The 20396-nt window shown below is 64.3% G+C and carries 19 protein-coding genes and 3 pseudogenes; 14 read left to right on the top strand and 8 right to left on the bottom strand.

Going from position 1 to position 20396, the window contains the following annotated elements; all coding sequences use genetic code 11:
- Positions 1 to 208 precede the first annotated feature (208 nt).
- Entirely contained in the window at positions 209 to 1384 is a 1176-nt protein-coding gene (locus EP867_RS05075) for an acetyl-CoA C-acyltransferase family protein (RefSeq protein WP_128487116.1), read from the bottom strand.
- A 470-nt stretch (positions 1385 to 1854) separates the two neighbouring features.
- Between EP867_RS05075 and EP867_RS05080 the strand changes: the two are divergent.
- The 4 genes and pseudogenes from EP867_RS05080 to EP867_RS05095 form a co-directional block, all read left to right on the top strand.
- A pseudogene (locus tag EP867_RS05080) lies at positions 1855 to 2394 on the top strand (amidohydrolase family protein); the annotation flags it as partial.
- A gap of 13 nt (positions 2395 to 2407) precedes the next feature.
- The gene (locus tag EP867_RS05085; RefSeq protein WP_128487118.1) at positions 2408 to 3103 is read left to right on the top strand and encodes an SDR family oxidoreductase; all 696 of its coding nucleotides are present in this window, start codon (positions 2408 to 2410) and stop codon (positions 3101 to 3103) included.
- 50 nt (positions 3104 to 3153) lie between these two features.
- Positions 3154 to 3414, top strand: a pseudogene (locus EP867_RS05090) (ATP-binding cassette domain-containing protein); the annotation flags it as partial.
- 2 nt (positions 3415 to 3416) lie between these two features.
- Positions 3417 to 4161, top strand: a pseudogene (locus EP867_RS05095) (ABC transporter substrate-binding protein); the annotation flags it as partial.
- A 41-nt stretch (positions 4162 to 4202) separates the two neighbouring features.
- Here EP867_RS05095 and EP867_RS05100 read toward each other — a convergent pair.
- A complete protein-coding gene (locus EP867_RS05100; RefSeq protein ID WP_128487119.1) occupies positions 4203 to 5189 on the bottom strand; it encodes an adenosine kinase in 987 nt (328 codons plus the stop codon).
- Positions 5186 to 5830: an endonuclease III gene (gene nth / locus EP867_RS05105; protein WP_128487120.1), complete on the bottom strand. Its 645-nt coding sequence runs from the start codon at positions 5828 to 5830 to the stop codon at positions 5186 to 5188. Before nth ends, EP867_RS05100 begins: the two co-directional genes overlap by 4 nt.
- Positions 5831 to 6023: 193 nt before the next feature.
- On the opposite strand from nth, the gene EP867_RS05110 reads away from it, so the two are divergent.
- From EP867_RS05110 to EP867_RS05125, 4 genes are all read left to right on the top strand, one after another.
- The gene (locus EP867_RS05110) at positions 6024 to 6851 is read left to right on the top strand and encodes a bifunctional helix-turn-helix domain-containing protein/methylated-DNA--[protein]-cysteine S-methyltransferase (protein WP_128487121.1); all 828 of its coding nucleotides are present in this window, start codon (positions 6024 to 6026) and stop codon (positions 6849 to 6851) included.
- Between the two features lie 311 nt (positions 6852 to 7162).
- Complete coding sequence (locus EP867_RS05115; RefSeq protein WP_380049763.1) at positions 7163 to 7813, top strand: OmpA family protein; 651 nt, start codon at positions 7163 to 7165, stop codon at positions 7811 to 7813.
- Between the two features lie 162 nt (positions 7814 to 7975).
- The gene (argB, locus tag EP867_RS05120; protein WP_128487185.1) at positions 7976 to 8854 is read left to right on the top strand and encodes an acetylglutamate kinase; all 879 of its coding nucleotides are present in this window, start codon (positions 7976 to 7978) and stop codon (positions 8852 to 8854) included.
- A gap of 217 nt (positions 8855 to 9071) precedes the next feature.
- On the top strand, positions 9072 to 9593 hold the full coding sequence (locus tag EP867_RS05125; protein WP_128487123.1) for a SixA phosphatase family protein: 522 nt from the start codon (positions 9072 to 9074) through the stop codon (positions 9591 to 9593).
- A gap of 93 nt (positions 9594 to 9686) precedes the next feature.
- On the opposite strand, the gene EP867_RS05130 is transcribed toward EP867_RS05125, so the two are convergent.
- Entirely contained in the window at positions 9687 to 10679 is a 993-nt protein-coding gene (locus EP867_RS05130; protein ID WP_128487124.1) for a zinc-ribbon domain-containing protein, read from the bottom strand.
- Between the two features lie 174 nt (positions 10680 to 10853).
- Here EP867_RS05130 and EP867_RS05135 point away from each other — a divergent pair, with 174 nt between their 5' ends.
- The 5 genes from EP867_RS05135 to lpxK are packed head-to-tail and all read left to right on the top strand — an operon-like array spanning position 10854 to position 15385.
- Positions 10854 to 11525 (top strand): cell division ATP-binding protein FtsE, encoded by a 672-nt coding sequence (locus EP867_RS05135; RefSeq protein WP_128487125.1) that lies wholly within the window; start codon positions 10854 to 10856, stop codon positions 11523 to 11525.
- Positions 11522 to 12412 (top strand): cell division protein FtsX, encoded by an 891-nt coding sequence (locus tag EP867_RS05140; RefSeq protein ID WP_128487126.1) that lies wholly within the window; start codon positions 11522 to 11524, stop codon positions 12410 to 12412. The genes EP867_RS05135 and EP867_RS05140 overlap by 4 nt, the downstream gene beginning before the upstream one ends.
- Positions 12412 to 13152, top strand: coding sequence for a lysophospholipid acyltransferase family protein (locus tag EP867_RS05145; RefSeq protein WP_322098996.1), 741 nt, complete (start codon positions 12412 to 12414; stop codon positions 13150 to 13152). Before EP867_RS05140 ends, EP867_RS05145 begins: the two co-directional genes overlap by 1 nt.
- 47 nt (positions 13153 to 13199) lie before the next feature.
- Positions 13200 to 14387 carry a 3-deoxy-D-manno-octulosonic acid transferase gene (locus EP867_RS05150; RefSeq protein WP_164888767.1) on the top strand — a complete coding sequence of 396 codons (1188 nt, stop codon included), beginning with the start codon at positions 13200 to 13202 and terminating at the stop codon, positions 14385 to 14387.
- On the top strand, positions 14384 to 15385 hold the full coding sequence (gene lpxK / locus EP867_RS05155; RefSeq protein WP_128487128.1) for a tetraacyldisaccharide 4'-kinase: 1002 nt from the start codon (positions 14384 to 14386) through the stop codon (positions 15383 to 15385). The genes EP867_RS05150 and lpxK overlap by 4 nt, the downstream gene beginning before the upstream one ends.
- A 126-nt stretch (positions 15386 to 15511) precedes the next feature.
- Here lpxK and EP867_RS05160 read toward each other — a convergent pair whose 3' ends face one another.
- The 4 genes from EP867_RS05160 to puuE all read right to left on the bottom strand — a co-directional run bounded on the left by EP867_RS05160 (position 15512) and on the right by puuE (position 19880).
- On the bottom strand, positions 15512 to 16990 hold the full coding sequence (locus tag EP867_RS05160) for a nucleobase:cation symporter-2 family protein (protein WP_128487129.1): 1479 nt from the start codon (positions 16988 to 16990) through the stop codon (positions 15512 to 15514).
- An 81-nt stretch (positions 16991 to 17071) separates the two neighbouring features.
- Positions 17072 to 17560 (bottom strand): ureidoglycolate lyase, encoded by a 489-nt coding sequence (locus EP867_RS05165; protein WP_128487130.1) that lies wholly within the window; start codon positions 17558 to 17560, stop codon positions 17072 to 17074.
- A gap of 80 nt (positions 17561 to 17640) precedes the next feature.
- Positions 17641 to 18483, bottom strand: coding sequence for a bifunctional allantoicase/(S)-ureidoglycine aminohydrolase (locus tag EP867_RS05170; RefSeq protein WP_128487131.1), 843 nt, complete (start codon positions 18481 to 18483; stop codon positions 17641 to 17643).
- Complete coding sequence (puuE, locus tag EP867_RS05175) at positions 18480 to 19880, bottom strand: allantoinase PuuE (protein WP_128487132.1); 1401 nt, start codon at positions 19878 to 19880, stop codon at positions 18480 to 18482. The genes EP867_RS05170 and puuE overlap by 4 nt, the downstream gene beginning before the upstream one ends.
- A gap of 158 nt (positions 19881 to 20038) precedes the next feature.
- On the opposite strand from puuE, the gene uraH reads away from it, so the two are divergent.
- Complete coding sequence (gene uraH / locus EP867_RS05180) at positions 20039 to 20395, top strand: hydroxyisourate hydrolase (RefSeq protein ID WP_128487133.1); 357 nt, start codon at positions 20039 to 20041, stop codon at positions 20393 to 20395.
- Position 20396: the final 1 nt, after the last annotated feature.

The following is a 20396-nucleotide window of genomic DNA, read 5'->3' on the forward strand; positions in this document are numbered from 1 at the left end:
GGGTGACCGCTTCGCCCCGGCGGGTCAGGGTGCCCGGCCTCAGCCGGAAAGCCCCGCTCCGAGCAGCAGAGATCCGAGCGGGCCGAAGAAGACGCCTGTCAGAATTTCTGCGCAAAGGAGCGGAAGCTCGGGGAAAGTTGCAGCGGGCATGGCAGTTACTCGTGTATACGACGGCGGGCCGCCCCGGTGTCGGGGCGGCCCTCAGATTTTACAGGCGCTCAATCGCCAGGGCGATGCCCTGACCGCCGCCGATGCACATGGTGATCAGCGCCAGCTTGCCGCCCGTGCGCTGCAGTTCATAGAGTGCTTTGATGGTGATGATCGCGCCGGTTGCGCCGACCGGGTGGCCGAGTGCGATGGCACCGCCGTTCGGGTTCACCTTTGCCGGATCCAGATCCAGCCCGCGCGAGACGGCCAGCGCCTGGGCCGCAAAAGCCTCGTTCGATTCGATCACATCGAAATCCGAGACCTTCAGGCCGGTTTTCGCCAGCAGCGCTTTCACTGCCGGGATCGGGCCATTGCCCATCCGGGTGGGATCGACGCCCGCATGGGCGTAGCCCAGGATCCGCGCCAGCGGCTTCAGACCGGCTGCCGCGGCCGCATCGGCGCGGCCAAGGACGAGTGCGCCTGCGCCATCATTGATGCCCGAGGCATTGCCCGCAGTCACGGTGCCATCTTTCAGAAAGACCGGTTTCAGACCGCCGAGGCTCTCCAGGGTCGAGGCTTTCGGATGCTCGTCTTTCGCAAAAAGCGTCACACCCTTGCGCGACTTCAGCTCCACCGGAACGATCTGGCTGTCGAAATGGCCGGCTTCAATGGCGGCGATGGCGCGGCGCTGGCTTTCAACCGAGAAGGCGTCCTGCTCTTCGCGGGTGATATTGCCGTCTTTCGCCTGGTTCTCGGCGGTCACGCCCATATGACCGGTGCCGAAGGGGCAGTGGAGCGTGGCGGTCAGCATATCGATCGCCTTGCCGTCGCCCATCTTCTGGCCAAAGCGGGCGAAGGGCAGGTTATAGGGCGCGCGGCTCATGGCCTCGGCACCGCCTGCCAGGGCGAAGTCGGCATCGCCGAGCATCAGCGATTGTGCCGCTGAGACAATGGCCTGCACGCCCGAGCCGCAGAGACGGTTGACGTTCATCGCCGGGGTTTCCTGGGGAATACCGGCCTCAATGGCGGCCACGCGCGAGAGATACATGTCGCGCGGCTCGGTGTTGATGACATGGCCGAAGACCACATGGCCGATTTTCGCGGCGTCAATCCCGGCGCGCTCAATGGCGGCTTTCGACACGATCGTCGCAAGCTCGCAGGGCGGGGTATTGGCAAGGCTGCCGCCAAAGCTGCCGATGGCGGTGCGGGCACCGGAGAGGATGACGATATCGGACATGATAGTTCCTTCTGTAAAGCGCTGTCAGAAGGGGGTGTCAGAGGCGGGCTCCTCCCGTTGGCTCTGGCCGGGCCTCCCTCCCTGCTGAGCTATTCCTGCGCATTGCGCCTCTCTGGTCAAGCGCTGCGCGGCCCTGCGACGCTGCGTTGCAGAATAATTTCTGCATCGCAGGAGGGGACGGGCAGATCGGAGGGGGCGAATTTCTGGCTCCTGTCTTCGGGCATGCCTGAATATTATGTGGATCGCCGGAAAGCCGCGGGTGAGGGGGGCGTCGCCTTCGGGGAAATTTCTTGACCGCCCGGGGCGCTGGTGTAGCCTCAAAGCTGACCGATTGGTCCGATTTGAATTCGGAGATGACCAGGCACGCAAGGGGCGCAAGACCTCTGCGGCGATCCGGGGAGCAAGCCATGACGCCAGCGGGCCCGAACCTGAGGATTGAGGCCCCGCGGCTGCGGGACAGCCGCGACGAGTCTTTGCCCTGTGTCGCAACCGACCGCTGTGCCTTTGCCACGGATCAGAAACCCACGGGTGTGGGCGATTTCTCGAAGATCCCGAATGGCACCGGGGGTCTGCAGGACCTTCTGCCGGTGCTTTGGGCGCAGGGTGTGAACACAGGGCGGCTGACGCCCTGTGAATTTGTCGCCGTCGCCTCGACCAATATTACCAGGATCCTGAATATGTATCCGAGAAAGGGCGCGGTTCTGGTCGGGGCCGATGCGGATCTGGCGGTCTGGGAGCCGGAAAAGGAGGGGGTGGTCACGGCTGCCACCCAGGAGTCAAGAATAGATTACAACGTCTTTCAGGGGCAAAAGCCGAAAGGTCGGCCGCGCTATACCCTGAGCCGGGGGCGGGCGGCTTTTGAAGAGGGTAAAGGGCGGCCCGCGCCGGGCCGGGGGCAGTTCACCCCGCGAGCACCGCGTCCGGCAGTGAACCGCACGCTGTCCGCCTGGAAGGAGCTGAGTGCGCGGCGCCCGGTCAGCCGCAGCGGCATCCGCGCAAGCGGCGTCTGAGGGAGGCAAACGCATGAAAACGGCACTTATTGTGGCGGGTGGCAGCGGCATGGGGGCCGCCTCTGCCCGGGCGCTGGCGGCAGAGGGTTATCGGGTGGGAATCCTCTCCTCCTCGGGCAAAGGCCAGGCGCTGGCGGAGGAATTGGGCGGGATCGGGGTGACGGGCTCCAACCGCTCGGAAGCCGATATGCGCGGGCTGGTTGATCAGGCCATGGAGGCCTGGGGGCGGATCGATGTGCTGGTGAACTCTGCCGGGCATGGGCCGAAAGGCCCGCTGCTGGATCTGAGCGAGGAGGACTGGCGCGAGGGGTTCGACATCTATTTTCTGAACGTCGTGCGCGCCGTGCGGCTGGTGACCCCGGTGATGGAGCGGCAGGGCGGGGGCGCGATCGTGAACATCTCCACCGCCTGGGTCGATGAACCCTCAGAGATGTTTCCGACCTCGGCGGTGGCACGCTCAGGTCTGACGGCTTTTACCAAACTCTACAGCGATCGCTATGCGGCCCTTGGTATAAGGATGAACAATGTCCTGCCCGGCTGGATCGACAGTCTTCCGATGAAAGACGAGCGCGCGGCCGCCGTGCCGATGCAGCGCTATGGCACCGCCGGGGAGATCGGAAAGACGGTGGCTTTTCTGGCCTCTGAGGCCGCAGGCTACATCACCGGCCAGAGCCTGCGGGTCGACGGCGGGCTGATGCGCAGCATTTGATCTGAGACCGGAACCGGCTGGCAGAGCCGGACTGACCATAAGGGGACGCGATCAAAGATACGTTAAACCTGGCCGAGCCGGTGATCGAAGCGGAAGGGCTGAACCTGATCTTTCAGGCCGCAGACGGGCCGGTTCAGGCCCTGAAAGATGTCTCTCTGACCATTCTCAAAGGGGAATTTGTCAGCTTCATCGGCCCCTCGGGCTGCGGCACGACCAACTTTTTACGCTGTATCGCGTCGCTGTAGCATCCGACCTCTGGGCGGCTGAGCGTGAATGCTCTGAAGCCCGATGAGGCGCGGCGCGCGCAGGCGGCGGAAGTGTGACGCTGCAGCTGAAATGGGTCACTCAGGCGCAGTGCGCGGGTTATTTCGTGACGCTGGATAAGAGGTTCTACGAGGAAGAGGGGCTCAATGTGACCATCAGGCCGTTAGGGCCCCGATGTGGCAATGGTTCAGGTGTTGATGGGGGCGGATGTGATGGTGGCCTGGCTGCCTTCGGCGCTGGCGGCGGAGGAGCGGGGGGCACCGGTGCTGAATATTGTGCAGCCCTTCAAATCCTCGGGGATGATGCTGACCTGTCTGAAAGATTCCGCTGTGGCATCACCTGCGGACTTCAGAGGTCAAGACCCTGGGTGTCTGGTTTGGCGGAAATGAAGATCCCTTTCTGAACAGGATGAGCCGTCTGAACCTGAAAACCGATGGCTCGGCTGTGACGGTTCTGAAGCAGGGGTTCAACGTCGGTCCGCTGCTTTAAAAGCAGGCGGCCTGCATCTCGACCATGACTTATAACGAAGACTGGCAGGTCATCGATGCGGGCGTGAAGTCTGAGGATCTGGTCACCTTCAAATATGAAGATGAGGGGGCGCGACCCTTGAGGACGGACTCTATGTCATTGAAGAAATGCTCAAAGACCTCGCCTTTGTGGAGCGCATGGCGATATTTATCAGCGCCTCGATGAAGGGGTGGAAATATGCCGGGGAGCACCCCGATGAGGCGGCGGAGATCGTGTTGGAGAAGGATAAGACCGGAGCGCGGACCGGGGAGCATCAAAAGCGCATGGCACAGATCGCCCCCCGGAGGTGATCCGGGGGGCGGTGTCGTTACAGAAGGCCGGCTTTGCGGAAGAGGTCGAGCACGCTTTCATCGGGGCGCGCGCCGAAATGGGTGATCACCTCAGCCGCGGCGATGCAGCCCATGCGGCCTGCGGTTTCGAGATCACGCCCGGTGGCCAGGCCATAAAGGAAGCCTGCCGCGAACTGATCGCCCGCGCCGGTGGTGTCGAGGGGCGCGATACGGCTGACGGGAACGTCGATGGAGGTCGCGCCCTGACGGATGGTGACGCCCTCGCCCGAACGGGTGCAGACCACCAGCGGGCAGTGTGCGGCCGCCAGATCCAGCGCTTCGGTCAGAGTTTCGGTCTGATAAAGGGCGGCCCATTCGTGTTCATTGCCGATGACGAAATCCATCTCTGCCACCAGGGCGCGGAAATCCGAGCGGTGGCGATCGACGCAGAAGGGGTCTGAAAGCGAAAGGCCCGCGCGGCCCCCGGCATCGCGGCAGAGGCGTGCGGCTTTGAGGAAGGCCGCTTTGCCGGGGTCTTTGTCGAAGAGATAGCCTTCAAGGAAGAGGATTTCACTGTCGCGGATCACCGCTTCGGGCAGATCTTCGGGGCCGAATTCGGCAGAGATGCCGAGATAGGTGTTCATTGAACGCTCACCGTCGGGCGAGACGAAGATCATGCAGCGCGAGGTTGGAAGAGCCGCATTTTCGACCGGGGCCACCGGAAAAGCGATGCCTTCGGCCGCGAGGGCGTCGACTGCGAAATGGCCGATCTCATCATCGGCGACCTTGCCGATGCAGGCGGTGCGCAGGCCAAGCGCGCCAAGGCCCGCGATGGTATTGCCGACCGAGCCGCCGGGGATCTGGCTGCGGTCGGTCATACCGGCATAGAGCGCTTCGCAGCGCGGCTGATCGACAAGGGTCATCACCCCTTTGGTGATGCCAAGCGCTGCGAGGCCCTCGTCCTCCATGCGGGTGAGCACATCGACAATGGCATTGCCGATGCCGGTGACCTGATAGGATTTCATATGGTTTTGTCCTCGCTGTGACAGAGGTCAGCAATGATGCAGGCGCCACATTTTGGCTTGCGCGCGACGCAGATATAGCGGCCGTGCAGAATCAGCCAGTGATGGGCATGTTGCTGGAACTCTGCGGGAATGTTGTCTTCAATGGCGCGTTCGACCTGATCGACGTCGCGGCCCGGGCAGATGCCGGTGCGGTTGCCGATGCGGAAGATATGGGTGTCAACGGCCTGCGCCGGAATGCGCCACCACATATTCAGCACCACATTGGCCGTTTTGCGCCCCACTCCCGGCAGCGAGACGAGGGCCGCCCGGGAAGAGGGGACCACACCGCCGTAATCGCGCACGAGAATCTCTGAGAGCTTCATGACGTTTTTGGCCTTATTGCGGTAAAGGCCGATGGTCTTGATGTGTTCAATCAGCGCCTCTTCGCCAAGCGCCAGCATTTTGGCGGGGGTGTCGGCGATCTCAAAGAGTCTGGCTGTGGCGCGGTTCACGCCGATGTCTGTGGCCTGGGCAGAGAGCGCCACGGCCACGAGCAGCGTGTAGGCATTGGTATGGTTGAGCTCTCCTTTCGGTTCCGGCTCGGAGGCCTGAAACCGGGAGAAGATCTCATGCAGGGTGGCATAGGGGAGCTGAGCGGTCATGGTCTGCTTTTGCCTCAGATCCTCATAGCGGAGCAATGCGCAAATTCCGGGTCGGGGCCGGACGCGCCCTGGGTGTAAGGTGTGGGGAGAGGCGGGGGCTGCCGCCCCCGCACCCCCGCCTGAAGGGGGCAAGTGCCCCCTTCAGACTTCCCTTTGCGAGAAGGCGTTGCGGGCGGGTTGAGCGGAGTTCGGGATGGGCGAGCAGAGTTATCATTATCAGGTGATCGCCCGGGCGATCGGCGTTCTGGAGGCGGGCGCAGGGGATCTGAGTCTGAGCGATCTTGCGAAACGCTGCGGAATGAGTGTTGCGCATTTTCAGCGTATTTTCAGCGCTTGCGCAGGGATATCGCCCAAGCAGTATCAGCAGTTTCGCCGTCTTGTTGCCGCGCGGGATCTGCTGCGCCGGGATCTGCCGCTGCCGGAGGTGGCTGACGTCCTGGAGCTTTCAGGCACGGGGCGGCTTTATGATCTGATGATCCGCTGGGAGGCGATGACGCCGGGTGACTATGCCAGGCGCGGGCAGGGGCAGCGGATTTCCTGGGGAGGCATCGACAGCCCCTATGGCCGGGCTGTGGTTATGGCGACGGAGGTCGGGATCTGCGGGATCGGCTTTGTGGCGGAGCGGGGCGAGGCTGCGGTCTTCGCAGATCTTGTGGCGCGCTGGCCGGGAGCCGTGTTTGAAAAGGCAGAGGCGCAGATCGAGGCTCTGGCTGGTGCTGCATTTCAGGGAGGCGGAGCAGCGCTGCACCTGATCGGTGCGCCTTTCCGGCTGAAAGTCTGGGAGGCTTTGTTGTCGATCCCGCCGGGCGAGGTGATCAGTTATGGGGCGCTGGCGCAGAGCCTTGGTCAGCCGCGCGCGGCCCGTGCCGTAGGGCAGGCAGTGGGTGCCAATCCGGTCGCTCTGCTTATTCCCTGTCATCGGGTGATCCGGGCAAGCGGTGCCTTTGGCGGCTATCACTGGGGCGAGGGGGTGAAGGCCGATCTGCTGGCGAAAGAGGGAATTTCACTCGGGGCCGAGTGAGTGCGCAAAACGACCTCATTATGGGGATTAAATTTGCAGCGCATTGGTGCGGTTGACATGCAATCTTACCCCAGACACAGATCTGATTACGCCCTTCGCCCGTTTGGGAACCCGAGTTTCTCTCGGGAGTTGTCAGGCAGACGCTATGGCCGAAGTCCTGATCCTGGCCCGCCTGCATGTGATCTGTCCCGCGTGATTTTGCCGAGCGGGCGGAAAACCGCGTGTCGGTTGTGGCGAGGGTTCAGCTTCGGGCTGTGCCCGTGTAGCACCATCGCGCCCGGGCTCCGGGCCGTTATCGGAGTGAGATGAAGATGAAACTCAAGACCCCTGCCCTCATTGCTGCTGTGGCTCTGATTGGTCTGACCGCCTGTGATCCCTATCCCCAGGGCGACCCCTATAACACCCGTGCCCGCACCGGTGCGATGACCGGCGCGCTGATCGGCGGCGCCATCGGCGCAACCTCGAACAGCTCGACCCGTCCGCTGGCGACCCTGGCCGGTGCGGCTGTGGGTGCGGCTGTGGGCGGCGGCATCGGCGCTTCGCTCGACCGTCAGGCAGCAGAGCTGCAGGCGGCAACCTCGGGCAATATCGGCGTTGTGAACGCCGGCAGCCACCTCGTGGTGACCATGCCGCAGGATCTGCTCTTTGCGACCGACAGCGCATCAGTCCGTCCGGATCTGCAGAACGATCTGCGCGCCGTTGCCGGGAACCTGCGCCAGTATCCGAACTCGAACGTTGAAATCATCGGTCACACCGACAGCACCGGTGATGCGGGCTACAACCGTCAGCTCTCGCAGCGCCGCGCTTCGGCTGTTGCGTCGGTGCTGATGGCTTCGGGCGTCCCGTCGAACCGACTGCAGACCATTGGTCGTGGCGAAGATGCGCCGATCGCATCGAACCTGACCCCGGAAGGCCGCGCGCAGAATCGTCGCGTGGAAATCCTGATCCGTCCTTACCAGTAAGGTTCAGCTTCTGAACATCGGGCCCGCCGCTTCTGAGAAAGCGGCGGGCTTTTTCACAGCCTGCGCATTCATGCTTGGCAGGGGGGGCGAAGGCCGCTAGTCCTTTGCCCCGAAATCCACCGCGCCCGGAGACCGGAGCCCCTAATGAAAAAGCAGCTTGCCATGACGCGCGATCCTGCCGCCACCGCCCGCACCCTCTCTGAAGCTCTGCCCTATCTGCAGCGATATGCCGGCGCCATTGTGGTGGTGAAATTCGGCGGCAATGCCATGGGTGATGAGGCCGCGATGGCGGAATTTGCCCGCGATATCGTGTTGATGCGTCAGGTCGGTGTGAACCCGGTTGTCGTTCACGGCGGCGGGCCGATGATCAATGATCTTCTGAGCCGCCTGGGTATCAAATCGGAATTCGTGCGCGGCAAGCGCGTCACCGATAAGGCCACCGTTGAGGTGGTTGAAATGGTGCTGACCGGGCTGGTCAACAAGCGGATCGTCCAGGCCATCATGGATGAGGGCGGCCGCGCTGTGGGCCTCTCGGGCAAAGACGATGATCTGATGGTCTGCGAGGCCGATGATCCCGAACTGGGCTTCGTCGGTCGCCCGGTTGAGATGAATGTGCAGGTGCTGCGCGATCTCTTTAATGCGGGGATTATCCCGGTTGTTGCGCCGGTCGCCACCGGCATGAATGAGAATGAAACCTTCAACGTCAATGGCGACACCGCTGCCGGTGCGATTGCAGGCGCGTTGAAGGCTGATCGTCTGCTGCTTCTGACCGATGTGGCGGGGGTGAAAAACGCGAATGGCGAAGTGATGACCCAGATCACCCCTGAGGAGGTCATTCAGATGACCGCCGATGGCGTGATCGCGGGCGGTATGATCCCCAAGACCGAGACCGCGCTTAAGGCGCTGGAGGAAGGGGTTCGGGCGGTTGTCATCCTGGATGGTCGCGTGCCCAATGCCTGCCTGCTGGAGCTGTTCACCGACCAGGGCGCGGGCTCGATGATCCGCACCACTGAGCCGCGTGTGAAGCCGCGCGAAGCCTGAGCCTGGCGGTTTGCACCGCTGACCCGGATCGTTGACTTTTCGACGGCACCCCTCGGGGTGCCGTTTGCCTTTGGGGATGTCTTCATGATGCGAAGCGGCGGACCTGGCCGAAAGACGCCGCCTCTGCAAAGCCTTTGCAGGCAGCCGATCCGCCGCGCTTGCCCGATCTCGCGCCCGCGTGCCAGAGTGGGAGGATCATCGGCCTGGTATATGAGGAATGTCATCCATGAGCTCCCTGCGCCTGATCCTGACCCGCCACGCCAAATCAGACTGGGGCGACCCGGCTGCCCCCGATCATGCCCGGCCGCTGAATGCCCGGGGTCGCCGGGCCGCCGGTCTGATGGCAGACTGGCTGGTCTCTCGCGGGGATCTGCCGGGCGAGGTGCTCTGCTCGGACGCGCAGCGCACCCGCGAAACCTGGGATCGGATGGCCCCGAAATTTGCTGAGCGCCCGCCCGAACTGGTGCTGAAGCCCGCGCTTTATCATGCGCCGGCGGATGTCATGCTGGCGGTGCTGCGCGGGGCGAAGTCTCCGGTGGTGATGATGATCGGCCACAACCCCGGCATCGCGGAATTTGCGACCCGTCTGGTGGCGCGTGTGCCGCAGGACAGCGATTTTTCCCGCTATCCGACCGGGGCCACGCTGGTTGCGGATTTTGAAGCGGCAAACTGGGCTGAGGTCACCCCGGGGTCAGGGGCGGTGATCGACTTTATGATCCCGCGTCGTCTGGAGGGCTGAAGCTTTCCGCTTCCGCCCTGCCTGTTGCCGGCAGAGGCCCTGCATAAGAAGTGCTCCGGCCCGGGGTCGGAGCACCTGTCTTTTCTGCGCGGCTCAGCCCGGCTCACCTAAAAAGCCCGAGACCAGACGCGCAAGACCGCTGCGGGCCTGATCCACCAGATCGGCATAACCCGTCAGCGTAGGGGCGGCAGCGGGCAGCGCGGCTTTCAGGTCATCATTCTTCAGGTAAAGCACCGCCAGAAGCAGCGCGAGCAGGATCATCAGCGCAAAGCCGCGGGCAAATCCGCTGCGCTGTCCGGCGGGCTTCGAAATAGCCTCACCGGCGGCAAAATCGCTGTGGGGGGTGCTTTCCAGCGTCGAATTGATCTGCTCGATATCAGGGAGCAGGTCGCGGCGCGAGGCGCGCAGCGGCACGGTGGGCACTTCGGTATCCACCGGCTCATCGGCGGGCGGCGGCTCTTCGATGAAACGGGCTTCCTCGATCTCCTCCTCCGGGCGGGGGGGCGGCGGCGGGAAGACCCGCGGGTCTGAGCCGGTCTCAGAGCCTGCGGTCTCTGCTTCCCCGGCTAGGGGCTGGTCGCGGACCTCCGCCTCGGGTTCAGGCCCGAAGGGGGCATGGGCCTCTTCTCCCGGCGTCCCGGATGCGGAGAAAATCTCCTTCGGCTCCGGGGTCAGCACCTCCGGGGCAGGAGGGGGGGCTTCGACATCTGCCTGCGCGATGGCAGGCGCGGCCCCGAGCGCTTCGGCGGCACGGGCGGCCGTTTCGCGCGCGGCCTCCTCGCGCAGGATGGCGAGCATCTCCTCATCGAGCGGTGCGCGGCGCAGCGGCGGCAGATCCGTATCAGACAGCGGCGGCAGATCGGGATCATCATCCTCAAACTGCTCATCCGCCGCCGGGCGGAAAGAGGCCGTCGAGATGCGGCGCGGCACGACCGGGCCGGGGGGCGGGGCAGGGATGGCGCTGGTGCGGCCCGGCTCAAACCAGACATGGCTGCAGGCCGAGCATTGCACGTCGCGCCCCTCAGGCGGAATCATCTCCGCCTCAACTTCATATTGCGCGTCGCAATTTCCGCAAATCAGCCGCATTCAGTACCCCGCCTGGTCGCCAGATCTTTTCTGGCAGCGCCTTTGCGGATGTTGTAGCAAGGGAGCGAAACTTCTTCCAGTCTGTGCGGTATCTGCGCAACACGCGAAGACGGGAAGCGACATTGCCGCCACGAAGCCCGGACGGGCGGCGGCAGGCGGGATGAGAGGGACGGCGTGATCGGTTTTGAGAATGTGGGCTACAGCTATGGCGGGGCCGAGCTGTTTTCGGGGGTCTCGCTGACGCTGGCGCCGGGCTCTTTTCATTTCCTGACCGGGCCTTCGGGCGCGGGAAAAACCACCTTCCTCAAGCTGTGCTATGGCGAGCTGGTGCCGACGACGGGGCGGCTGACGCTGTTTGACGGCGAAGTGCGCTCAATGAGCCGTAATGACGTCGCCATGGTGCGGCGTCGCATCGGGGTGGTGCACCAGGACTGTCAGTTCCTGGACCATCTTCCGGTGGCGGCCAATGTGGCGCTGCCGCTGACCGTTTGCGGCCGCGAGGCGGATGTGGCGAACCTGCAGGATCTGCTGACCTGGGTGGGATTGCGGCCCCATGCAGATGCGCTGCCGCCATCGCTTTCAGGCGGAGAGCGCCAGCGCGCGGCTGTGGCCAGGGCCGTTATCATGTCGCCCGAGGTGATCCTTGCCGATGAGCCGACCGGAAACCTCGATGCTGAGATGTCGATGCGGCTTTTGAAGCTCTTTATCGAGTTGAACCGTATGGGAAAAACCATCGTTCTGGCCACGCATGACATGAATTTGATCCGCGCCACCAAGGGCCAGGTTCCGGCCCGCGTTCTGCGTCTGCAAAACCGGAAACTCCAGCTTGCGGGGGCGGATCTGTGAGCCGCGTGACGCTGCCTTTTACCGACGCTGCAGCCGACCGCGTGGTGCCGCCGACGGGGCACACGGCCTGGTTGACCGGCTTTACCGCCGCCGCCATGACCTTTCTGGCGGCCTTTGCGCTGGCACTTTCGCTGGCTTCGGGCCGTCTTGCGGATCGCTGGCAGGAAGCGCTGAGCAATACCGCCACCATCCGTATTTCGGCTCCGCCCGACCAGATTGAGGCGCAGACCCGGGCGGTGCTGACGCTGCTCTCGACCACCCCTGGTGTCGGCGAGGCGAGGGCGCTGTCGGATGTGGAACAGCGCGATCTGCTTGAACCCTGGTTCGGGCCGGATCTGCCCGTCGACAGCCTGGCGCTGCCGCAACTCGTTGAATTCTCCTCCGTGGGGCAGGGCTATGATGCCCAGGGGCTGCGGCTGCGGCTGCAGGCCGAAGCGCCCGGCGCCGTGCTCGATGATCACACCCGCTGGCGCCGCCCTCTGGCCGTGGCAGCCGAGCGGCTGCGTCTTCTGGGCTGGCTGTCACTTGCCCTGATCGGCGGCGCGATGGCGGCGATGATTACGCTTGCGGCCAATGCGGCGCTGGCGGCCAATGCCCAGGTGATCCGCGTGCTGCGGCTGGTGGGGGCGACCGACGGCTTCATCGCCGGGGCTTTCGTGCGCCGCTTCACGCTGCGCGCACTTGCAGGATCGCTTGCGGGGGTGGCCCTGGGGGCGCTGGCCATATTTGCGCTGCCCTCAGCCGATGAGGCGGGCGGCTTTCTGACCGGGCTTGGCTTTCAGGGCTATGGCTGGTTCGCACCGCTGAGCCTGCCGGTGCTGGCAGCGCTCGTGGCCTTTGGGGCCACTCGGGCGGCGGCGCGGAAAAAACTTTCGGAGCTGATGTGATGGGACCTTTGCGACTGGCCCTGCAATATGTGCTTTCGGTCCTCTTCATCATCCAGATGTATGTGATGATGGCGGTGATCGCGCTGGCGTTTTTCCCCTGGGCGCTGTTTTCGCGTCGCGGGGCGATGATGGCCTGTCATGCCTACTGCGGCTGGGTGCGCTTTTCAGCGCGCTGGATGGTGGGGCTGCGCAGTGAGATCCGCGGCACGCCGCCCGAAGGGCCGGTGCTGATCGCGTCAAAGCATCAGTCGTTTCTCGATATTATTCTGCTCTTCTCGGCGCTGCCGCATCCGCGCTTTGTCATGAAGCGCGAGCTTTTGTTCACGCCGATCCTTGGCCAGTACGCGATGCGGATCGGCTGTATCCCGGTCAATCGCGGCAAAGGCATGAGCGCGCTGCGCGAGATGCTGAAGGCGGCGAAGACCGGGCCGCATGCCAATGGACAGCTGATCATTTTCGCCCAGGGCACCCGGGTCGCACCGGGCGCAAAGGCGCCCTATAAGATCGGCGTCGGTGCGCTTTATCAGGCGCTGAAGCGCGACTGCGTTCCGGCGGCGGTCAATGTGGGCCTTTTCTGGCCGCGTCGGGGCCTTTTGCGCAAACCCGGCACCGCTGTGCTTGAGTTTCTGCCCGTCATCCCGCCGGGTCTGAAAGTAGAGCCCTTCATGCAGGTGCTCGAAGAGGTGGTTGAGGCGCGTTCAGATGCGCTGATGGCTGAGGCTCTGGCCGATAAAGCCTGAGGCGGGGCGGGGCTGCCCGCCCCTTCGGTCTTGTGAAAGGATGTCCTGTGCTTTCTCCCGGTTTGCGGCTCTATCGCTTTTTGCGCGGTGCGGCGCCTGGTGGCACGCAGAGTATCGCCGGAGAGCGTCCTGCGGGGCGGCTGGCGTGGCTGCATGCGCCCGATGCGGCGGCGGCCTCTGCCTTCACGCCGCTGATGGCGCGGCTGCGGGACGAGGGTCTGGCCGATCATTTTTTGCTGACCTGTGCCGAACCGGGCGTGGCGGGCACGCTTGAGCCGCCTGCCGACGAGCCTGCACTGGCGGCGGCTTTTCTGGATCACTGGCGGCCGGATTTCTGCATCTGGGCCAAGGGCGGTCTGCGCCCGGTCCTGCTCTATGCGGCGGCGGCGCGCAGCCTTCCGGTGATCCTGACCGGCGGGGAAGATCCCGGCCTTGGTGCGGGGCGCATTGTGCCGCGGCTGATGCGGGGGCTTTTTGCCGGGATGTCGCATATCCTTGTCACCGATCAGACGGCGGCGCGCGCGTTTCTGCGCGTGGGTGCGCCGCCGGCCCGCCTTGAGGTGGCGGGGCGGATGGAGGAGGCCTCGCACAGTCTTCAGGTGCCCGAGGCCGAGCGCGAAGCACTGTCGAGGATCCTTGGCACCCGCCCGGTCTGGCTGGCCGTGGGCGTGCCTGAGGAAGAGGAAGATCTGGTGATCCGCGCGCATCTGAAAGCGCTGCATGGGGCGCATCGGCTGTTGCTGATCCTTGTTCCCGCCTCTGCGGCGCGGATCCCGACGCTCCTGCGGGAACTGCCGGGGCGCTATGGCCTTGAGACCGGCTATCGCGCCGCCGATGAGGACCCGGACGAGGAGACCCAGGTCTATCTGGCCGAGGATGATGAGCCGGGTCTCTGGTACCGCCTGGCCACCCAGGTCTGGGCCGGGGGCAGCCTGAAAGGCGAGGGGCCGATGCGCCATCCCTTTGAGGCGGCGGCTGCCGGATCTGCTCTGCTGCACGGACCGCGCTTCGGCGCTTTTCAGACCGCGCTCGAGCGGCTGCAGGCGGCGGGCGGCTCGCGCCTTGTGACGCGGGGCGAAGACCTGGGGGATGTGGTGGGCGATATGCTGGCGCCCGATCGCTGTGCGCGGCTGTCGCAGGCGGCCTGGGCCGTCAGTTCAGAGGGCGGTGAGGCCACCGACCGTGTGATTGAGGCGCTGCACGCCCTGCGCGCGCCGAAAGGACTGCGCTCATGAGCCATGCTCCCTATTGGTGGTTCACCCCGCCCGAAGCTCCCGATCTGCGCGCAAGGCTGCTGGCCCCGCTGGGCGCGCTCTATGCCGCTGCCACTGCCAGGCGGGTGGCGCGCGCAGCACAGGGGTATCGTGCGGGGGTGCCGGTGATCTGCGTTGGAAATATCAATGCAGGCGGCACCGGTAAGACTCCCACGACCATCCTTCTGGCGCAGCGTCTCTCCGGGCCGGGGCGGCGGGTCTTTATCGTCTCTCGCGGCCATGGCGGCAGCCTGACGGGGCCGGTTGTCGTGGATCCCGCCCGCCACCGCGCCGCAGAGACCGGGGATGAGCCGCTGTTGCTGGCCGCCTTTGCGCCGGTCATCATCGCGCGCGACCGCGCCGCCGGGGTGAAGCTGGCGGAGGCTGAGGGGGCGGATCTGATTCTACTTGATGACGGGCATCAGAACCCTTCGGTTCAAAAGGATCTCTCCATCGTGGTGGTGGATGCCCATCGCGGCTTTGGCAACGGGCGCTGCCTGCCGGCCGGACCTCTGCGCGAGCCGGTGGGGCCGGGTCTGGCGCGGGCGGATCTTCTGCTCTCCATCGGTCCTGAGGTGGCTCAGGAGCGGTTTTTCAATACATGGGGGGCTGCGATCGCCGGGGTGGATCATCTGCGCGCGGTCCTGAAGCCTCTGCAGATGGGGATGGACTGGCAGGGAGAGCGGGTGATCGCTTTTGCCGGGATCGGCCATCCCGAAAAGTTCTTCGCCACGCTGCGCGGTGAAGGGGCTGAGCTTGTCGGCACCGTGGCGCTGGGCGATCACGAGGTTTTTGCCCCTGCGCTGCTGACCCGGCTGGAGCAGGAGGCAAAGCTGAAGGCGGCGCAGCTTGTGACCACGGAAAAAGATGCAGCCCGTCTGCCGGATCATTTCCGCCGCAAAGTCCTGACCCTGCCGGTCCGGCTTGAGGTGACGGGCGGGGAAGACCACCTGGCGGCGGCACTGGCGCGGCTGGGCTGAGTGTTCTTCGGAGAGAGGTTCCGATTTGCCGCGGGTTGATTTGCCTCTCATGTCATAATGTCAAAAGACCCCGGCCATGGCCGGGGTCTTTGGTCTGTCAGCCTGTGAGCTGGCGCGACAGGCGCTTTAGTGGTCAGCCTGCATCGCGGCCGCGCGGGCCTCTTCCTCAGAGCCTTTCGCGCCGTTGAAAAAGGCGTTCAGGCCGACGGCGGAGAGCGAGGCCAGAAGAATGCCGCTTTCGATCAGCGGATGAAGGTCATGGGGCAGCCAGATCAGGTAGTTCGGTGCGATCAGCGGGATCATCCCCATGCCCAGCGAAACCGCGACGATAAAGAGATTGGAGCGGTTGGTGGCGAAATTCACGCCCGCCAGAATGCGCACGCCGGTTGCGGCGACCATGCCGAACATCACGATGCCCGCACCGCCCAGCACCATCGTCGGGATCGATTCCACCAGGGCTGCGACCTTTGGCAAAAGGCCAAGGACGATCAGAATGACACCGCCCGCCACGCAGACCCAGCGCGAGCGGATCCCCGTCACGCCGACAAGGCCCACGTTCTGGCTGAAGGAGGTATAGGGGAAAGTGTTGAAGATGCCGCCGATCAGCGTGCCAAGCCCGTCAGTGCGCAGACCTGCGGAAAGGCTCGCGCGGCTCAGCGGTTTTTCAGTCATGTCGCTGAGCGCCAGAAACATCCCGGTGGATTCGATCATCACCACGATCATCACCAGGGTCATGGTCAGGATGAGGATCGGATCAAAGGTCGGCATGCCAAAGTGGAAGGGCAGCACGATCCCCACCCAATCGGCATGGCCGACTTTTTCAAAGCCCATCTGGCCGCTGAGGACGGCCACCACAATGCCGATCAGAATGCCAAGGAGGACCGAAATATTGGCGATGAAGCCGCGGCCGAATTTCGCGATCAGCAGGATCGAGGCCAGCACCACAGCCGAGACCAGCATGGCTCCCCGGGTTGCATAGGCCGGGTTATCAAGGCTGGGCGCAAGACGCACCCCCGCCGGCGGAGCGGGCAGGCCCGCAGCGGCCGCCGCTTCGGTTGCGGCGGTCAGCCATTCGACATGGGCGGGATCAACGATTTTAGGGGCGGTGGGGCCGACCGGGGTTCCGAAGATCCAGTTGATCCCGACCCGCATCAGGCTGACGCCGATGACGAGGATGATGGTCCCGGTGACCACCGGAGGAAAGATGCGCAAAAGCCGCGAGATCAGCGGGGCGATGAAGATCCCGATTACACCTGCGCCGATGATGGAGCCGAAGATGGCGCGTGCGCCCTCATATCCGGGGTTGGTCTGGGCCATGGCGACCATGGGGCCGACGGCGGCGAAAGTGACGCCCATCATGACGGGAAGCTTCACCCCGAACCAGGGCCCTGCGCCGAGGGCCTGGATGAGGGTTGCGATGCCGCAGACGAAAAGATCTGCCGAGATCAGAAAGGCCACATCTTCCGGCGAAAGCTGCAGCGCGCGGCCCACGATCAGGGGCACCGCCACTGCGCCTGCATACATCACCAGAACATGCTGAAAGCCGAGCGCGAAAAGTCTCGGGGGTGGCAGAATTTCGTCCACCGGGTGGATGCTGCGGGTCATTGGTCTCTCTCCCTCGGGCGCGGCAGTAAGGACGGCAAGAGCCTGTGACCGCGCCCGGTCACAGCCTTGGGGCAGGGGGTATCAGCTTTGCGGGGCGATCACCGTGAAGGGCTGATCATAGGTGAATTCTTCGAGGTTGGGCGTGGCGCCAATACGGTCGACCACCGCGAAAAGCCCCGGCGCCTGCAGGGGCGTCAGGACGCCGTGCCAGGTGCCGCGGTGAAAATTGATCGCCTGACCGGGGGCGGACAGAAAGGCCCGCGGTTTTGCCTGCGGCCCATCGGCGACGATAATGAGGAAGCCGTGCTCAGACATCGGGATGAAGGCCTGGCTGCCGTCAGGATGACGTTCGATGAGGCTGAATTCATAGGGCAGGCTGCGGGGGCGGGCGTTGAAAAGCGAGATGCCCGCGCGGCCCTCGGGGCCGAAGTCCAGAGCGGCACGGTCATTGTGGCGCTGGCACCAGCCCTCATTGATGAGGCGGAACTCTCCCGTGGCCTCCAGAACGTCGCCGTAGGGGGCGAAGGCTTCGGCGGTCAGGGGTTCGGGCGTGATCCGGCGATCTGTCATTTGCGGCCTTTGTTCTGGTGGTGAGGCCGGGGGCTGCCTGCCCCCGGACCCCCGGGAGTATTTTTAAAAAGCCAATCTGCTCAGCGGGCGGGGCCGAAGGCGCCGGGGCCGCGCAGTTTTGCGTGGCGGTTGACGTCTTTGTAGAGCAGGTAGCGGAAAGGCTCGGGGCCGGCGGCGTAGCAGGCCTGGGGGCAATAGGCGCGCAGCCACATGAAATCACCCGCCTCAACCTCAATCCAGTCCTGGTTGAGTTTATAGACCGCCTTGCCTTCGAGCACGTAGAGGCCATGTTCCATGACATGGGTTTCCTCAAAGGGGATGACGCCGCCGGGCCGGAAGGTCACGATATTGACATGGGCATCGTGGCGCAGATCGTCGGGTTCAACAAAGCGGGTGGTGCCCCAGCGCTCATCGGTGTCGGGCATCCAGCGCACGGCCACGTCCTGATCGCGGTTGACGAAGCTTTCGGGGGGGGCGATCCCCTGAGCCGGCTCCCAGATTTTGCGCAGCCAGTGGAAGCGGGCCGGGGTGGATCCGGTCGCTTTGAGGGCCCATTGGGTGCCGGGTGCGATATAGGCATAGGAGCCGCCGGTCAGAGCATGGGTCTGACCGTTCAGGGTGAGGCTGGCCTCGCCTGCGGTGAAAAAGAGCCAGGACTGGGCACCGGGATCGTTGTCGGGGGTTTCGGAGCCGCCGCCCGGGCTGACCTCCATGACATATTGCGAGAAGGTCTCCGCAAAGCCCGACATCGGGCGGGCGATCATCCAGAGGCGGGTATCGGTCCAGCCCGGCAGATAGCTGGTGACGATATCTGAGAAGCAGCCCTTCGGGATGAAGGCATAGGCCTCGGTGAAAACCGCACGCTGGGTCATCAGGGCGGTCTGCGGGGGCAGGCCGCCGGTGGGGAAGAAATAGCCGCTCATTTCAACAGATCCTTCAGGCGCAGTTCTGCGATGCGTTCGACCTGCCTGCAGGCCTCGGCGAATTCGGTGGCATTGTCGTTGGCAATCCGGGCGCGGAAGGCGGCGAGGATTGAGGATTTGGTGTGATCGCGCACGGCGATGATGAAGGGAAAGCCGTGACGCGTTGTGTAGTCGGCGTTCAGCTGTTCAAAAGTTGCGCGTTCCTCATCCGTCAGCGCGTCGAGGGCGGCGCTGGCCTGTTCGGCGGTGGACTCGGCCGTGAGCCGTTTCGCCTGGGCGAGTTTGCCGGCGAGATCGGGGTGTGCGCGCAGCACACCGAGGCGTTCTTCTTCGCTGGCCGAGCGAAAGGCGCGGGCAAGGAGCGAATGGACGCCCGTGGCGCTGTCATGGGCCGGGCCCATTTCCATCTCAAAGGCGCGTTCGGCAATCCAGGGGGAATGCTCAAAGATGCCGCCGAATTTGGCGACAAAGGCCTCGCGCGACATCTGCGAGGGGCGTTCGCGGCGCCGGGCCGGGTGTTTTGCGGCCCAGTGCTCGGCGATCTGGGTGCGGGTGGCAAACCAGGCGCCGCCTTTGGCCTGCGCATAATCCAGGAAGCGGATGAGACCCGCGATTTTGCCCGGTCGCCCGATCAGGCGGCAGTGCAGACCGATGGAGAACATCCGGCCGCCTTCGGCGTGAAGCACGTCGAAGCTGTCCTTGAGGTATTGGAAGAACTGCTCGCCCTCGATGTAGCCGGGCGCGGTCGCAAAGCGCATGTCGTTGGCTTCGAGGGTATAGGGGATGACCAGCTGATCGCGGTCGCCCGCTTCCATCCAATAGGGCAGATCGTCGTCATAGGTATCCGAGATCCAGTCGAAGCCCTCTTCGGCGGTCAGCCGCACGGTGTTCATCGAGCAGCGCCCGGTGTACCAGCCGCGCGGGCGTGCACCGGTGACTTCGGTGTGCAGGCGGATGGCTTCGCGGATCTGGCGGCGCTCTTCCTCCTCGGGCATGTCTTTATGCTCGACCCATTTCAACCCGTGGCTGGCGATATCCCAGCCCGCGCTTTGCATGGCGGCGACCTGCTCAGGCGCGCGGGCCAGAGCGGTGGCCACGCCGTAGATGGTGACGGGCAGATTGCGCGAGGTGAAGAGGCGGTGCAGACGCCAGAAGCCGGCACGCGCGCCATAGTCGTAGATCGATTCCATGTTCCAGTGGCGCTGGCCCGGCCATTGCGCGGCGCCGGCGATATCGGAGAGGAAGGCTTCTGACTGGCCATCGCCATGCAGAATGTTGTTCTCGCCACCCTCTTCGTAATTCAGCACCAGGCTGATGGCGACGCGTGCGCCGCCCGGCCAGTCTGCTGCCGGGGGGGTGGGGCCATAGCCGGTGAAATCACGGGGGTAACGCTGCATCTCGCTCTCCTTGCCATCTGCGAAGGAGAATTTACCCTGAAAATGCGGAGATGTGTTTTCAAGAAAATCCCGAAAGACCTATGCTCAGGTAAGAATCGCGCTTTGCCGTTCCGCGCGGCAAAGTACTGCAAATCCGGGCAGTTGTGAAAGGAAGTCTGATGGCGGGATGGCTGACCACCCATGTGCTTGATACCGCGCGGGGCTGCCCGGCGGAGGGGTTGAGCATCACACTTTACCGTCTCGACGGGGATCGCCGCGAAGAGCTGGTGACGCTGGTCACCAATTCGGACGGCCGCACCGACAGCCATATTCTGCCTGCAGAAACCTTCCACACCGGGCAGTATGAGCTTCTGTTCCGCGCCGGGGAGTATCTGCGGGCCACGGGGCAGGCGGGGGCGGATCCGCTGTTCCTTGATGAGGTTCCGATTCGTTTCGGCATGTCAGATCCTGAGGCGCATTATCATGTGCCGCTGCTGCTCTCTCCCTTCGCCTATTCGACCTATCGGGGCTCGTGAG

It is taken from the genome of Falsigemmobacter intermedius, assembly GCF_004054105.1.
Taxonomy (GTDB): Bacteria; Pseudomonadota; Alphaproteobacteria; order Rhodobacterales; family Rhodobacteraceae; genus Wagnerdoeblera; species Wagnerdoeblera intermedia.

Bases quoted from the DNA above. Each gene is read 5' to 3' on its own strand.
- lpxK (WP_128487128.1), top strand. From the start codon at position 14,384: ATGAGCCATGCTCCCTATTGGTGGTTCACCCCGCCCGAAGCTCCCGAT.
- EP867_RS05160 (WP_128487129.1), bottom strand. From the start codon at position 16,990: ATGACCCGCAGCATCCACCCGGTGGACGAAATTCTGCCACCCCCGAGA.
- EP867_RS05115 (WP_380049763.1), top strand. From the start codon at position 7,163: ATGAAACTCAAGACCCCTGCCCTCATTGCTGCTGTGGCTCTGATTGGT.
- EP867_RS05165 (WP_128487130.1), bottom strand. From the start codon at position 17,560: ATGACAGATCGCCGGATCACGCCCGAACCCCTGACCGCCGAAGCCTTC.
- EP867_RS05125 (WP_128487123.1), top strand. From the start codon at position 9,072: ATGTCATCCATGAGCTCCCTGCGCCTGATCCTGACCCGCCACGCCAAA.
- argB (WP_128487185.1), top strand. From the start codon at position 7,976: ATGACGCGCGATCCTGCCGCCACCGCCCGCACCCTCTCTGAAGCTCTG.
- EP867_RS05100 (WP_128487119.1), bottom strand. From the start codon at position 5,189: ATGAAATCCTATCAGGTCACCGGCATCGGCAATGCCATTGTCGATGTG.
- nth (WP_128487120.1), bottom strand. From the start codon at position 5,830: ATGACCGCTCAGCTCCCCTATGCCACCCTGCATGAGATCTTCTCCCGG.
- EP867_RS05130 (WP_128487124.1), bottom strand. From the start codon at position 10,679: ATGCGGCTGATTTGCGGAAATTGCGACGCGCAATATGAAGTTGAGGCG.
- EP867_RS05145 (WP_322098996.1), top strand. From the start codon at position 12,412: ATGGGACCTTTGCGACTGGCCCTGCAATATGTGCTTTCGGTCCTCTTC.
- EP867_RS05110 (WP_128487121.1), top strand. From the start codon at position 6,024: ATGGGCGAGCAGAGTTATCATTATCAGGTGATCGCCCGGGCGATCGGC.
- uraH (WP_128487133.1), top strand. From the start codon at position 20,039: ATGGCGGGATGGCTGACCACCCATGTGCTTGATACCGCGCGGGGCTGC.
- puuE (WP_128487132.1), bottom strand. From the start codon at position 19,880: ATGCAGCGTTACCCCCGTGATTTCACCGGCTATGGCCCCACCCCCCCG.
- EP867_RS05170 (WP_128487131.1), bottom strand. From the start codon at position 18,483: ATGAGCGGCTATTTCTTCCCCACCGGCGGCCTGCCCCCGCAGACCGCC.
- EP867_RS05075 (WP_128487116.1), bottom strand. From the start codon at position 1,384: ATGTCCGATATCGTCATCCTCTCCGGTGCCCGCACCGCCATCGGCAGC.
- EP867_RS05085 (WP_128487118.1), top strand. From the start codon at position 2,408: ATGAAAACGGCACTTATTGTGGCGGGTGGCAGCGGCATGGGGGCCGCC.